Here is a 13,061-nt window from a genome sequence, read left to right as displayed (position 1 = left end):
CCTCGACTGTCGTAGTCGTTATCGGAGAAAAGCGCTTCGTGTCCGCATCTGAGGTACCCGAGGGGAGACGTCCCACACATCCCGTCCCGGGATGTGGATTCTGTCTCCCAGATTCGGGTGGGAGTGGCAGAGTGGCCACCGTGACCAGCTCCGCCCGCATTATTGGCAGCTAGCGCGCCGGCCTCCCCTCCGCCGAGCGCGCAGACCTCCCGCATCCGCGGGGGGTCTTTTTGTTGCCCCCCGCAAGGTTCGACGGTCCGAAGAAAGGGACTCGCGATGACGTTCCAGGTCTACGACACCACGCTGCGCGACGGCGCCCAGCGCGAGGGGCTCAGCTACTCGGTGATCGACAAGCTGGCGGTGGCCCGGCTGCTCGACGAGTTCGGCGTCGGTTTCATCGAGGGCGGATGGCCGGGCGCCGTGCCGAAGGACACCGAGTTCTTCCGCCGCGCCCGCACCGAGCTGGACCTGCGGCACGCCCTGCTGGTCGCGTTCGGGGCCACCCGCAAGGCCGGGATCGCCGTCGCCGACGACCCGCAGGTGCGCGCGCTGCTCGACGCGCAGACCCCGGCCGTCGCCCTGGTCGCCAAGGCCGACATCCGGCACGTCGAACGCGCCCTGCGCACCACCGGCGCGGAGAACCTGGCGATGGTCCGGGACACGGTCGCCCACCTGGTCGCGCAGGGACGACGGGTCTTCGTCGACGGTGAGCACTTCTTCGACGGGTTCCGGCACGACCCGGCGTACACCGCCTCGGTGGTCGAGACCGCGCTCGCCGCCGGGGCCGAGCGGTTCGTGCTCTGCGACACCAACGGGGGGATGCTCCCGTCCCGGGTGACCGCCGCGATCGCCGACCTGACCGCGCGGACCGGGATCGCCCCAGAGCTGTTCGGCATGCACGCCCAGAACGACACCGCCTGCGCGGTGGCCAACACCATCGCGGCCGTCGAGGCCGGGGTCCGGCACGTGCAGGGCACCGCCAACGGGTACGGCGAACGCCCCGGCAACGCCGACCTCTTCGCCGTCGTGGCGAACCTCCAGCTCAAGCTCGGGCTGCCCGTCCTACCCGACGGCTGCCTGGAACAGATGGTGCGGGTCTCGCACGCCATCGCCGAGATCGCCAACATCGCCCCCGACACCCACCAGGCGTACGCCGGGGCCGCCGCCTTCGCCCACAAGGCGGGGCTGCACGCGAGCGCGATCAAGGTCGACCCGTTGCTCTACAACCACGTGGACCCGTCGGTGGTGGGCAACGACATGCGGATCCTGGTGACCGAGATGGCCGGCCGGGCCAGCATCGAGCTGAAGAGCCGCGAGCTGGGTCTTGACCTGGCCGGCCATCCGGACGCCGTGTCGAAGGTGACCACCCGGGTCAAGGAGCTGGAGGCGGGCGGCTGGTCGTTCGAGGCCGCCGACGCGTCGTTCGAGCTGCTGGTCCGTTCCGAGCTGCCGGACGCCGCCCCGGTGCGACCGTTCGCGCTGGAGTCGTACCGGGTGCTGGTGGAGCACCGGGAGGACGGTGCGGTGGTCTCCGAGGCGACCGTGAAGATCCGGGTACGCGGTGAGCGGGTGATCGCCACCGCCGAGGGCAACGGACCGGTCAACGCCCTCGACGAGGCGCTGCGGGTCGGACTGCTGCGGTACTACCCGGAGCTGCGCCACTTCGAGCTGGCCGACTACAAGGTGCGCATCCTGGAGGGCACCCACGGCACCGGGGCGGTGACCCGGGTGCTGGTGGAGACCGCCGACGGGACCGGCCGCGACTGGACCACCGTCGGTGTGCACCCCAACGTGGTCGAAGCCTCCTGGCACGCCCTGGTCGACGCCCTCACCTACGGCCTGGACCGGGCCCGGGTCTGATCCGCCGCCCCGGCCTCAGCGGGTGGGCAGCCGCAGGGTGGCCAGCACGGCACGGTGGTCGGTGGCGGGCACCCGGTGGACGGTGACCGCGCGGACGGCGATCCGGCGGTCGACCAGGACGTGGTCGATGGTCACCGGCGGGATCGGGGTGCCGTGGTACGGGCCCCAGGTGCCCACCAGGCCGGCCCCGACGGCGTCGGCGGCGTCCACGTAGCCGCTGGCCAGCAGGGCGCGCAGCGGGGCGTGGTCGAGGGTGGCGTTGAAGTCCCCGGCGAGGATGCCGAGCTGACCGTCGGGGGTGGCGCGCGGCTGGCCGGCCAGGTCGGTGCGCCACTCGCCGACCACCCCGACCGACCAGGGTGCCGCCGGGTGGGCCGACTCCACCCGCAGCGGGGGTGCGTCCGGCACCGCCACCGTCGCGTACGCCTGGGTGAACGCGAAGCCGGCGTTGCGGCGGAAGCCGCCGTCGGAGAGCGGGAAACGGGCGTAGAGCCCGGAGCCGGTGGTGCCCACCTCCGGGTTGAGCTGGCGGTGGGGGAGCAGGCCGGCGAGGCCGGCCCGGTCGAGGGCGTCGCGCGCCGCCGGGGTGAACTCCTGCACGGTGAGCACGTCCACCCGGTGCCGGCGGACCAGCTCGACCAGGGTGGCCGCGTCGGCACCGCCCTTGAGCAGGTTGGCGGTGAGTAGCCGCAGCTCGGGCCCGTCGACCGTCGGCTGCCCGGTGGGCAGGGCGCGGGGTGCCACCGCCCCGACCAGGGCCAGTGCCGCCACCGCCGCGGCCACCGCCGGCCACCGGCGTCGCAGGGCGAGGGTCAGCGTCAACACCAGCAGGCTCCACCCCGCCACGTACGGGGTGAACGCGAGCGCCTGCACCAGCGGGCCCCGGTCCAGCCCGGCGAGGCGGACCACCGCCCAGGCGAGGCCGGGGGCCACCGCCAGCCAGCAGAGCAGGGTGGCTGCGGGGCGACGGGTGGTGGGCGGCGTCAGGCTCGTGAGCACGGCGGTCAGCCTAGTGACCGACGCCGTCCGCAGCGCCCCGGCATCCATTCGTGAATGGTCGAGAGTTCATCTTTCGCAATTTTCAACATCGTTTTCGAGATGGCAAAACGGATTGGTCCGCTATTGACGCTCCGCTTTTGTCGGTGTTAGGTTCCTCCTCGTTGAGGTGCCGCAACAGAGCGTAGTAATCCCAGCTCAGGCCGGTCGGGAGTGTTGATCGGTCAACATTTCCGACGCGGATGGAACTCTACTGTCCGCGTCATTTCCGGCCCGTCCGCACCAGACCCATCCGGCTCTCCGAACGGTGGGCCGGCCGTATCGCCACGGTCACAAGAGGGAGACCTGTCATGGCCACATTCTTCAGGCGTAAGGCGGCGGCGGTGACGCTCGGCGTCCTGGCGCTCACCCTGGCCGGCGGCGGGATCGCCGCCGCCCAGCCCACGACCAAGGCCCCGGCCGAGGTGGCTCAGCCGGGGGCCCGGCTGGCCGGTGCCACCGGTCAGCCGCCGGTGACGGCAGCCGAAGCCAAGCAGGCCCGCGCCGCGCTGAAGGTTTCGCTCGCCCCGCCGGCTGCGGGTTCGGTCGCCTGGGCCGTCGTCGCCAGCGACGGCACCCTGCTCCAGCACTCGGCGAACGTCGTGTCGTCGACCAAGTACGGCACCGGCCAGTACCAGGTGCTGCTCGACTACAGCGTGGTCGGGAAGGCGTTCCAGGCCACCATCGGCACCAACGACCAGTTCAACGTGCCGCCGGCCGGCGAGATCTCGGTCGCGCCCCGCAACCAGACCCCGAACGGCGTCTTCATCCAGACGTACAGCTCCGGCGGTTCGGTGTCGAGCAAGCCGTTCCACCTGTTCGTCGCCAACTGACGCGCAGCCGCGTCGACGGTGCCGGCCCCCAGCCCGGGGGCCGGCACCGTCCGTTGTGGAGCAGGTTTCCCGCCGCCGGGCGGGGGTCGACGCGCGGCACCTGACGTACCGGTCCTGCCGTCCCACGGTGTTGCCGCCCCTACGGGCGGGTCGTCCCGGTCCGGCCGGGAAAGGGCCTGCCAGGGGCGGAAATTCCGACGTTTGCCTGCCCGCCGCCCCGGGAAGCAAGCACCGTGACGGACATCTCGGACACCCTGGCCAGCCTGCCCAGCCCGGTCGAAGCCGATGCGGCAGGCGCCGAGTTGGAACAGACCCTCTTCGAGGTCAGACGCGTGATCGTCGGGCAGGACCGGCTCGTCGAACGACTGCTCACCGCGCTGATCGCCGACGGGCACTGCCTCCTGGAAGGGGTGCCCGGGGTGGCGAAGACGCTGGCCGCGCAGACCCTCGCCACCGTCGTCGGCGGCACCTTCACCCGCATCCAGTTCACCCCCGACCTGGTCCCCTCCGACATCGTCGGCACCCGGATCTACCGCGCCTCGACCGAGAAGTTCGACGTCGAGCTGGGCCCGATCATGGCCAACCTGGTGCTCGCCGACGAGATCAACCGGGCCCCGGCCAAGGTGCAGTCCGCGCTGCTGGAGGCGATGGCCGAACGGCAGGTCACCATCGGCGGCCGGAGCTGGCCGGTGCCGGAGCCGTTCCTGGTGCTGGCCACCCAGAACCCGATCGAGTCCGAGGGGGTCTACCAGCTCCCCGAGGCACAACGCGACCGCTTCCTCATGAAGATCGTCGTCGACTACCCGGGCGACGCCGACGAGCTGGCCATCCTCTACCGGATGAGCAGCGACCGGCCCCGCCCCCGTCGGGTGCTCGACCCGGTCCGGTTGCGCGACTACCAGCGCCGGGCCGCCCACGTCTTCGTGCACCACGCGCTCGCCGAGTACGTGGTCCGGCTGATCCTGGCCACCCGCGACCCGGCCCGCTTCGGGCTGCCGGAGATCGCCCCGCTGCTGGCGTACGGGGCGAGCCCCCGGGCCACCCTCGGCCTGGTCGCCGCCGCCCGCGCCCAGGCGCTGCTGCGGGGCCGCGAGTACGTGCTCCCCGAGGACGTCCGCGAACTCGCCGTCGACGTGCTCGCCCACCGGCTGGTGCTCTCCTTCGACGCGGTCGCCGACGGGGTCAGCGCCGAGGCGGTGGTGCACCGGCTGGTCCAGGCGGTGCCGCCGCCGGTGCTCGCCACCGGCCACCCCGAGTACACGCCCGACCTGGCGGCGGCGTGAGACCCCGGACCGCCCCGGCACCCGCCGGCCCGACCCTGGCCGACCTCGCCCCCGAACAGCGGCTGCGCCGCCTCGAACTGACCGTCACCCGCCGGCTGGACGGGCTGCTCCAGGGCCAGCTGCGTGGCCTGCTGCCCGGCCCCGGCAGCGAACTCGCCGGCAGCCGCGAGTACCGCCCCGGCGAGGACGAGGTACGCCGGATCGACTGGGCGGTCACCGCCCGCACCACCGTCCCGCACGTCCGCGAGGTCGACGCCGACCGGGAGTTGACCACCTGGCTGCTGGTCGACGCCAGCCCCAGCATGGAGTACGGCACCGCCGAGCTGGACAAACGGGAACTCTCCGTGGCGGCCGTCGCCGCAATCGGGTTCCTCACCGCCGGCACCGGCAACCGGCTCGGCGCACAGGTGCTCGGCACCGACGGGCTGCGCCGGTTCCCCGCCCGCAGTGGGCGTACCCACCTGCTGAGCCTGCTCCGTGCGCTGCTGCACGCCCCCCGGGCGGACGCCGAGCCACCGGCCACCCCGCCGGTCGGCCCCGACCTGGCCGCGGCCCTCGCGGCGGTGCAACGGACCGCCGTACGGCGGGGGCTGGTGGTGGTGGTCTCCGACTTCCTCGACGGGCTCCCCGACGACCACGACACCCCGGCACCCTGGGAACCGGCGCTGCGCCGGCTCGCCGCCCGGCACCAGGTGCTCGCGGTCGAGGTGACCGACCCGCGCGAACTGGAACTGCCCGACGTCGGCCTGATCACCCTGGTCGACCCGGAGACCGGCCGGCGGCGCGAGGTGTGGACCGGTGACCCGGGGCTACGCCGCCGGTACGCCGACGCCGCCACCGCGCAACGCGCCCAGGTGGCCCGCGCACTGCGCCGCAGCGGAGCCGGTCACCTGGCGTTGCGCACCGACCGGGACTGGACCGCCGACATCGTGCGGCACGTGCACACCCAGCGTCGGCTGGCGGCCGCGCCCGCCGCCTCCCGGGGAGGTCTCGCGTGAACTGGCAGTCACCCGTCCGGCTCCTGCTGCTGCTGGGGGTGGTCGCGCTGGCCGCCGGCTACCTGTTGGCGCAGCGCCGACGCAGCCGGTACGCCGTCCGCTTCACCAACCTGCGACTGCTCGACCGGGTCGCCCCGCAGCGGCCCGCCTGGCGACGGCACGTGCCCGCCGGGCTGTTCCTGGCCATGCTGGCGCTGCTGGTGGTCGGCTTCGCCCGGCCCACCGCCGAGGTACGGGTGCCCCGCGAGCGGGCCACCGTGATGGTCGCCGTGGACGTGTCCACGTCGATGCTCGCCACCGACGTCGAACCGGACCGGTTGACCGCCGCCAAGGAGGCCGCCCGGACCTTCGTCGACGGGCTGCCCGACGAGTTCAACGTGGGACTTGTCGCCTTCGCCGGCAGCGCGGCGGTGCTGGTGCCGCCGAGCACCGACCGGGGCGCCCTGCACGACGGGATCGACCGGCTCGCCGAGGGGATCACCGGGGTGCAGGGCACCGCCATCGGCGAGGCGATCAGCGCCTGTCTCGGCGCGGTCAAGAGCCTCGACGACAAGGCGGCCAAGCAACCGCCGCCGGCCCGGGTCATCCTGCTCTCCGACGGGGCGAACACCTCCGGCGCGGACCCGATGGAGGCGGCCTCGGCGGCCGTCGAGGCGAAGGTGCCGGTGCACACCATCTCGTTCGGCACCCCGGGCGGGTTCGTCGACCGGGGTGGCCGCCCGATCCAGGTGCCGGTCGACGGGCAGACCCTGCGGGAGGTCGCCGACCAGACCGGGGGCGGGTTCCACGAGGCGGGCAGCAGCGCCGAACTGCGCGACGTCTACGAGGACATCGGCTCGTCCGTCGGCTACCGCAAGGAACGTCAGGACATCTCCGCCCGGTTCATCGGGCTCGGGCTGGTCTTCGCCATGGGGGCGGCGGCCGGGTCGATGCGCTGGTTCTCCCGCCTGCCCTGAGGGGGACGACGCGGGCCCACCTGCCCCTGATCCGTCACAACAGTGAGGAGCGGACGTATGGCAGTACAGACCGGTCTGGGGGAACCCCGGGGTCCCTGGTTCCTCTCACCCGACCTGGGGCCGGACGGCCGGCACCGGTGGGACGTACCGGATCCGGGGGAGGACCCGTCCCGGCGGCGCTGGCGTGGCCGGTTGTGGACCGCCGTGGCGGTGGTCGCCCTGTCCACCGTCTCCGGGGCGGCGGCCGGCGGTTGGGTGGCCGGCCAGGGCGGGGCGGGCCCGACGGCGGCCTCCGCCGCCCCGGTGCCGGCGGAACTGGTCTCCGCCGCCCAGAAGACCGTCCCCGGGGTGGTGTCCGTGCTGGTCGGCGGGGGTGCCACCGGGCAGTCGGCGACCGGTTCCGGCTTCGCCATCGACAACGAGCAGCACATCGTCACCAACGACCACATCCTGGCCAAGGGGGGTGGTGGTGCGGTGACCGTGGAGATGCCCGACGGCCGCCGGTACGCCGCAGAGGTGGTCGGCCGGGAACCCGGCAGCGACCTGGCGGTGCTGAAGGTGCCGTCGGCCGCCGGCTTGGCCCCGTTGCCCCTGGCCAAGCCCCGGTCCACCCGCGTCGGTGAGCCGGTGCTCGCGGTCGGGTCGCCGCTCGGCCTGGCCGGCACGGTGACCGCCGGGATCGTCAGCGCCCTCAACCGGCAGGTACGGCTGGGCACCAACCGGCGCAGCGCGGTGCAGACCGACGCGTCGATCAACCCGGGCAACTCCGGTGGCCCGTTGGTCAACGCCCGGGGCGAGGTGGTCGGGGTGAACACGGCGATCGCCACCATCGACGGCAGCGGCTCGATCGGCATCGGCTTCGCCATCCCCATCGACCAGGTGCAGCAGACCGCCGACACGATCATCGGCAAGGGCGGCTGAGCCTCCCGTGCGGGTCCGGCGGACCGCGCCCCCGGTGACCGCGCCGCACGGCGTCGGGCGGGGGCGTTAGCCTCGCGGGGTGGACGACGGACTGCGGGTGACCGATCGGTGGACCGTGCCCGCCGCCGAGCTGCGGGAACGGTTCTCCCGCTCGTCCGGGCCCGGCGGGCAGGGCGTCAACACCACCGACTCCCGGGTCGAGCTGAGCTTCGACCTGGCCGGCACCACCAGCCTGCCCCCGGTGCTGCGGGAACGGGCGCTGGAGCGGCTCGCCGGCCGGCTGGTCGACGGGGTGCTCACCATCGCCGCGAGCGAGCACCGGGCGCAACTGGCCAACCGGGAGGCGGCCCGGGAACGGCTGGTCGCGCTGCTGCGCGAGGCCGTCGCCCCACCTCCGCCGCCCCGCCGTCCGACCCGGCCCTCGCGGGGCGCCAAGGAACGCCGTCTCGCCGACAAGAAACGCCAGTCGCAGCGCAAGCGGGACCGCCGCGCCGACGGCGACTGAGCCGCCCCACCGGAACCGGCCGTGCACCGCGCAACCCGTGGTCGGCGCGGCCCTGCGCGAACCCGGGCCGGCCGTGCACCGCGAGATCCTCGGCCGGTGTGGCCTCGCGCGAACCCGGGCCGGCCGTGCACGGCGAAACCCGGGCCGGTGTGGCCCGGCGCTGCCTAGGCTGGCGGGCATGTCCACCGACACCCTGGTCACCCTCGCCGGCACCACCGCGCTCGCCGGCGCCGCCGACGGGCCGAGGATCTGCGGCGGCGACGACGCCACCGACGTGATCGGCGCGGCCCTGGGCCACGGGGTCGACCTGGTGGTGCTGCCGGTACGCCGGCTCGCCGTCGAGTTCTTCACGCTGCGCACCGGGGTGGCGGGCGAGGTGGTGCAGAAGTTCGTCAACTACCGGCTGCGGCTGGCCGTGGTCGGTGACATCTCCGGGCACGTCACACGGAGCACCGCGCTGCGTGACTTCGTCGTCGAGGCCAACCGGGGTGGCCAGCTGTGGTTCGTCGACACCCTGGCCGCGCTGGAGGAGCGGCTGCGCGTCGAAGCGCTTCGCCAGGATGCGGGAGGGCGTTGAGTCGGGGCACCCGGTCTGCTGGGATGTCCGTGGGAGCAAACCGGGCCGTCACCGACCGCACGTCGTCACGTGACAGGAGTCCCCTCACCATGCTCCGAAGGCCGTTCCTCTCCGCCCTGCTCGCCGCGTTCACGGCGGTCCCCCTCACCCTGCTCGTCGGGCTGGTCGCCACCCCGGCGGCCCGGCCCGCCGCCGCCACCCCGGTCCGCGTCATGCCGCTCGGCGACTCGATCACCGGCTCGCCCGGCTGCTGGCGGTCCATCCTCTGGAACCGTCTCCAGTCCACCGGTCACACCGACGTCGACTTCGTCGGCACCCTCGGCCCGCAGGGCTGCGGCCAGCCGTACGACGGGGACAACGAGGGCCACGGCGGTTACCTGGTGACGAACGTCGCCAACCAGAACCTGCTGCCCGGCTGGCTCGCCGCCACCCGCCCCGACGTCGTGCTGATGCACTTCGGCACCAACGACGTGTGGAGCAACATCGCACCGGCCACCATCCTGGCCGCGTACTCCAAGCTGGTGGACCAGATGCGGGCCGGCAACCCGGCGATGCGGATCATCGTCGCCAAGATCATCCCGATGGCCCCGTCGAGCTGCGCCGAGTGCGGGCAGCGGGCGGTGGCCCTGAACGCCGTGATCGACGGCTGGGCGGCGGGGAAGACCACCGCCGCGTCGCCGATCGTGGTGGTCGACCAGTGGACCGGGTTCAGCACCAGCACCGACACCTACGACGGGGTGCACCCCAACGCGGCCGGCGACCAGAAGATGTCCGACCGGTGGTACCCGGCGCTGGTGGCCGCCCTCGGCGGCACCACCCCGACCGCCTCGCCCACCCCGACGGTCAGCCCCACCACCCCGCCCACCCCGACGGCCTCGCCCACCCCGACGGCGAGCCCCACGGTCAGCCCCACCGGGTCACCCACGGTGGACCCGCCGACCACCTCGCCGCCGGTGGGCATCGCCTGCACCGCCAGCTACCGGATCACCAACCAGTGGCAGGGCGGGCACCAGGGTGAGGTGACCGTGCGCAGCACCGGCACCGCGCGGACCACCGGCTGGCGGGTCACCTTCACCCTGCCCGCCGGGCAACAGATCACCCAGACCTGGAACGCCGAGCTGACCCAGACCGGCAGCGCGGTCACCGCCCGCAACGTCAACTGGAACGGCGCGCTGGCCCCGGCAGCCGAGGCCACCTTCGGGTTCCTCGGCACCCACACCGGCACCGCCACCGCCCCCACGGCGACCTGCACCGCCAGTTGACCGGTCCACCCGTTCGCCGAAGAACACCCGCAAGATCGTGCTGAATCCACGAAGTAGTGGCCTCCCGGACGACGGAGGCCACTACTTCGTGGATCGAGCGTGATCACGCAGGAGACGGGCGGGCAGCCGGCAGTCGAGGCGTGCGTCGGACGGTCAGCTGTGGACAGCCCCGGCGAGGTCCAGGGCGGCCAGCAGTCGGGCGCGGAGCACGGCGGCCCGCTCGGCGAAACCCCGCTGCGCCGCCGCGTACTCGGCCCGACCCTCGGGGGTCTCCACCCGGACCGGGGGATAGCCGAGGGCCGCCAGGTCGTAGGGACTGGCCCGCATGTCCAGCGCCCGGATCTGCCGGGCCAGCGCGAAACAGTCCGCGACCAGCTCCGAGGCGACCAGCGGGGAAAGCTTGTACGCCCACTTGTAGAGATCCATGTTGGCGTGCAGGCAGCCCGGCTGCTCCAGCGCGTGCTGGGTCTCCCGGGTGGGCTGGAGCAGGTTCAGCGGCCGGGCCGGCGCGGTGAAGAACCGGAACGCGTCGAAGTGGCTGCACCGCACGCCCCGCTCGCGCACCACGGCGGCGGTGTCGTCCGGGCTGAGCCGCAACGGCCAGGCGTTGTGCCGTACCTCCTCCTGGGTCTGCCGGTAGACCATCGCCCACTCGTGCATCCCGAAGCAGCCCAGGTGCGCCGGCCGGCCGGCGGTCGCGGCCAGCAGACCCCTGATCCAGGCGATCGAGTCGGCGCGGCGGTCGCGTACCCCGTCGGTGTCGAGGGTGACCCCGGCGGGGCCGGCGCGGTAGTCCCGGCCGAACTCGGCCGGGTCCGCATCGCGCAGCAGCACCCCCGCGCCCGGATGCCAGCGGCGCAGCTGCGCCGGGCGGTGCGAGTAGTAGGTGAACAGGAAGTCCTCCACCGGGTGCCGGCCGCCGGTGCGACGCCGGGCCAGGTGCGGGTCCAGCCAGCCGGCCACCCGCGCCTCGTGGGCCGCCCGCCGGGCCCGCCAGTCGGCCGCGTCGAGGGCGGCGGGTGCGAGGGCGGCGGTCACACCCACCAGGGTACGACCGCCGCCCGCCCCCGGTCAGCGCACGTCGCTGCCGTCCGGCGTGTCCCGCCGGGTCAGGGCACGTCCACCCGGACACCGGCGGAGAACACCCCGCTGCGCAGCTCCAACTGCTCCGGCTTCTGCATCCCGTGCACGGTGAAGACGAGCGGCAGCACCACCCGGCTGCCCGCCGACACGGGTTGGGCGAAGACGTCCCGCCCCAGGTTCGCCAGCCGGGTGGCGTCCTCGTCGGTGCTGACCCAGGTGCCCCCCGGCAGGTACGCCCGCTGGAGCTGACCGTGCCAGCTCTGCTGCTCCGCTGTGACGTTGCGGACCCCGACCGTGGCCTGGCACTGCTGGCTCGCCACCTTCGCGGTGCCGCAGGCCACCCGGTAGACGGTGAACTCGAACGCCTTCTCCCGCAGGGGTGTCCCCACCGCGCCGGTCATGGTGGTGCCCGTCCAGGCCCCGGCGGTCGGCTGATTGGTGGTGTCGATCGCGGCGACCTCCCGGGTGGCCGTCCAGGCGGCGGCGAAGACCACCCCGGCCAGCACGGTCGCGGCCACCCCCACCACCAGCCACACCGACGGGTTACGTCGTCGCGCGGGCTGTCCCGGGGCGGCGGGGCGCGGGTACACCGTCCCGCCACCCGGGGCCGCCGGCCCGCCGGCGTACGGGGGGTGACCCGCGGCTACCGGCGCGGTGCCGGTCGGCTCGACACCGCTCACCCGTCGTCGGGCCCGCAGCCACCACCACGAACCGCCGGCCAGCAGCGCCAGCACCACCACGGCCGCCCCGAGCAGGATCGGCGGTTGCCGCCAGGCCGGCGTCGCGGGCACCGCCGCCTCCGGGACCGCTGCGCTGCGCCAGGTGGCCGTCGCGCAGTCGTACGGCTGGTCACCGTCGCTGGTGTACGCGCAGGCCGGTGCGGTCAGCGCCTGACCCGGCGCGGTGGCGGCCAGGGCGGTGTCCAGGGTCCGGGTCGACCCGGCCGGCACGACGAGCCGCCAGGTGACCTCCCCGCCGCCGGTGGCCCCGCCCGGCCGGGTGGCCAGCCCACCCGCGCTGACCGCGGTGATCGAGGCACCCGCCGGCACCTCCTGCCGGACCATGGTCTGCACCGTCGCGCTGCCGGTGTTGCGCACCATGATCCGGTAGCCCGGCACCGACGTCGCGGCTGGCGCCACGGCCACGGTGACCTGCGGAGCCGGTCGGGGTACGCCCGGGTTGCCGGCGGTGGTCATCCCCGGGGCGGGTGCCGTCGGGGTGACCGGCACGACCGCGCCGCTCGCCGCCACCCCGGGTGCGGCCGGTGCGGCCCGAGGGCGTACCGCCGGTGGTGGTGTCTCCCGGGCCGCCGCCACCGGCGTGGCCCAGGCGGCGAGACGGGCCGGTGCGGCGACCGCCGGGTCGAATTCACCACCCCGGCGTGCCGCCGGGGCGCTGCCCGGATCCGCCGTGCCGCCCGGATCCGCCGCGCCGCCCGGGTCTGCCGCCGGTGCCCGGCCCGGTGCCGTGGTACGTCCCGCCCCGGTGGCGGGCTCGGCGGCCGGTGCCCGGACCACGGGCGTGCCGGTCGTCGCCTGGGTGGCCGCGGCCGGGGTGGTCGTCGCCGGCGCGCGGGGCGCGGGGTCCGTGCCGGGCAGCGCCGGTACGGCGGCGAGAATGCCCAGGCAGTTCACGAAAACCGCGAGGGCCCTGTGGTGTCGTCTCGATGCAGGCATACCAACGAACCTCCGGAGCCGACGTTAGGAGCGGGGACCCTCCGGGCGGGTACGAAGCCCCGAACCCCGCCC

12 protein-coding genes are annotated in these 13,061 nt (G+C 74.2%); 9 read left to right on the top strand and 3 right to left on the bottom strand.

Features of this window, described 5'->3' with window-relative positions:
- Positions 1 to 276: 276 nt before the first annotated feature.
- On the top strand, positions 277 to 1,860 hold the full coding sequence (cimA, locus tag JQN83_RS12445; RefSeq protein ID WP_208567269.1) for a citramalate synthase: 1,584 nt from the start codon (positions 277 to 279) through the stop codon (positions 1,858 to 1,860).
- Between the two features lie 15 nt (positions 1,861 to 1,875).
- On the opposite strand, the gene JQN83_RS12440 is transcribed toward cimA, so the two are convergent.
- Positions 1,876 to 2,811, bottom strand: a complete 936-nt coding sequence (locus tag JQN83_RS12440; RefSeq protein ID WP_244252346.1) for an endonuclease/exonuclease/phosphatase family protein — start codon at positions 2,809 to 2,811, stop codon at positions 1,876 to 1,878.
- 395 nt (positions 2,812 to 3,206) lie between these two features.
- Between JQN83_RS12440 and JQN83_RS12435 the strand changes: the two genes are divergently transcribed.
- The 8 genes from JQN83_RS12435 to JQN83_RS33770 all read left to right on the top strand — a co-directional run bounded on the left by JQN83_RS12435 (position 3,207) and on the right by JQN83_RS33770 (position 10,230).
- Positions 3,207 to 3,728: a hypothetical protein gene (locus JQN83_RS12435; RefSeq protein ID WP_208567267.1), complete on the top strand. Its 522-nt coding sequence runs from the start codon at positions 3,207 to 3,209 to the stop codon at positions 3,726 to 3,728.
- A 233-nt stretch (positions 3,729 to 3,961) separates the two neighbouring features.
- Complete coding sequence (locus JQN83_RS12430) at positions 3,962 to 5,011, top strand: AAA family ATPase (protein ID WP_208567266.1); 1,050 nt, start codon at positions 3,962 to 3,964, stop codon at positions 5,009 to 5,011.
- The gene (locus tag JQN83_RS12425; RefSeq protein WP_208567265.1) at positions 5,008 to 6,009 is read left to right on the top strand and encodes a DUF58 domain-containing protein; all 1,002 of its coding nucleotides are present in this window, start codon (positions 5,008 to 5,010) and stop codon (positions 6,007 to 6,009) included. The genes JQN83_RS12430 and JQN83_RS12425 overlap by 4 nt, the downstream gene beginning before the upstream one ends.
- Positions 6,006 to 6,965 (top strand): VWA domain-containing protein, encoded by a 960-nt coding sequence (locus tag JQN83_RS12420; RefSeq protein ID WP_208567264.1) that lies wholly within the window; start codon positions 6,006 to 6,008, stop codon positions 6,963 to 6,965. Before JQN83_RS12425 ends, JQN83_RS12420 begins: the two co-directional genes overlap by 4 nt.
- Before the next feature lie 57 nt (positions 6,966 to 7,022).
- On the top strand, positions 7,023 to 7,886 hold the full coding sequence (locus JQN83_RS12415) for a S1C family serine protease (RefSeq protein ID WP_208567263.1): 864 nt from the start codon (positions 7,023 to 7,025) through the stop codon (positions 7,884 to 7,886).
- Positions 7,887 to 7,965: 79 nt separating this feature from the next.
- Positions 7,966 to 8,391, top strand: a complete 426-nt coding sequence (arfB, locus tag JQN83_RS12410) for an alternative ribosome rescue aminoacyl-tRNA hydrolase ArfB (RefSeq protein WP_208567262.1) — start codon at positions 7,966 to 7,968, stop codon at positions 8,389 to 8,391.
- A gap of 178 nt (positions 8,392 to 8,569) precedes the next feature.
- Complete coding sequence (locus tag JQN83_RS12405; RefSeq protein WP_208567261.1) at positions 8,570 to 8,968, top strand: DUF4180 domain-containing protein; 399 nt, start codon at positions 8,570 to 8,572, stop codon at positions 8,966 to 8,968.
- A gap of 89 nt (positions 8,969 to 9,057) precedes the next feature.
- Entirely contained in the window at positions 9,058 to 10,230 is a 1,173-nt protein-coding gene (locus JQN83_RS33770; RefSeq protein WP_208567260.1) for a cellulose binding domain-containing protein, read from the top strand.
- Positions 10,231 to 10,383: 153 nt separating this feature from the next.
- Here JQN83_RS33770 and JQN83_RS12395 read toward each other — a convergent pair whose 3' ends face one another.
- Complete coding sequence (locus tag JQN83_RS12395) at positions 10,384 to 11,268, bottom strand: 3-methyladenine DNA glycosylase (protein WP_208567259.1); 885 nt, start codon at positions 11,266 to 11,268, stop codon at positions 10,384 to 10,386.
- A 71-nt stretch (positions 11,269 to 11,339) separates the two neighbouring features.
- The gene (locus JQN83_RS12390) at positions 11,340 to 12,989 is read right to left on the bottom strand and encodes a hypothetical protein (protein ID WP_208567258.1); all 1,650 of its coding nucleotides are present in this window, start codon (positions 12,987 to 12,989) and stop codon (positions 11,340 to 11,342) included.
- Between the last annotated feature and the right edge of the window lie 72 nt (positions 12,990 to 13,061).

The organism is Micromonospora antibiotica, assembly GCF_017599305.1.
Taxonomy (GTDB): Bacteria; Actinomycetota; Actinomycetes; order Mycobacteriales; family Micromonosporaceae; genus Micromonospora; species Micromonospora antibiotica.
This window is presented reverse-complemented; position numbering and strand designations above follow the sequence as displayed.

What these genes read in the sequence shown, in the direction of transcription:
- cimA (WP_208567269.1), top strand. Translation starts at nt 277, where the DNA reads ATGACGTTCCAGGTCTACGACACCACGCTGCGCGACGGCGCCCAGCGC.
- JQN83_RS12435 (WP_208567267.1), top strand. Translation starts at nt 3,207, where the DNA reads ATGGCCACATTCTTCAGGCGTAAGGCGGCGGCGGTGACGCTCGGCGTC.
- JQN83_RS12415 (WP_208567263.1), top strand. Translation starts at nt 7,023, where the DNA reads ATGGCAGTACAGACCGGTCTGGGGGAACCCCGGGGTCCCTGGTTCCTC.
- JQN83_RS12405 (WP_208567261.1), top strand. Translation starts at nt 8,570, where the DNA reads ATGTCCACCGACACCCTGGTCACCCTCGCCGGCACCACCGCGCTCGCC.
- JQN83_RS33770 (WP_208567260.1), top strand. Translation starts at nt 9,058, where the DNA reads ATGCTCCGAAGGCCGTTCCTCTCCGCCCTGCTCGCCGCGTTCACGGCG.
- JQN83_RS12390 (WP_208567258.1), bottom strand. Translation starts at nt 12,989, where the DNA reads ATGCCTGCATCGAGACGACACCACAGGGCCCTCGCGGTTTTCGTGAAC.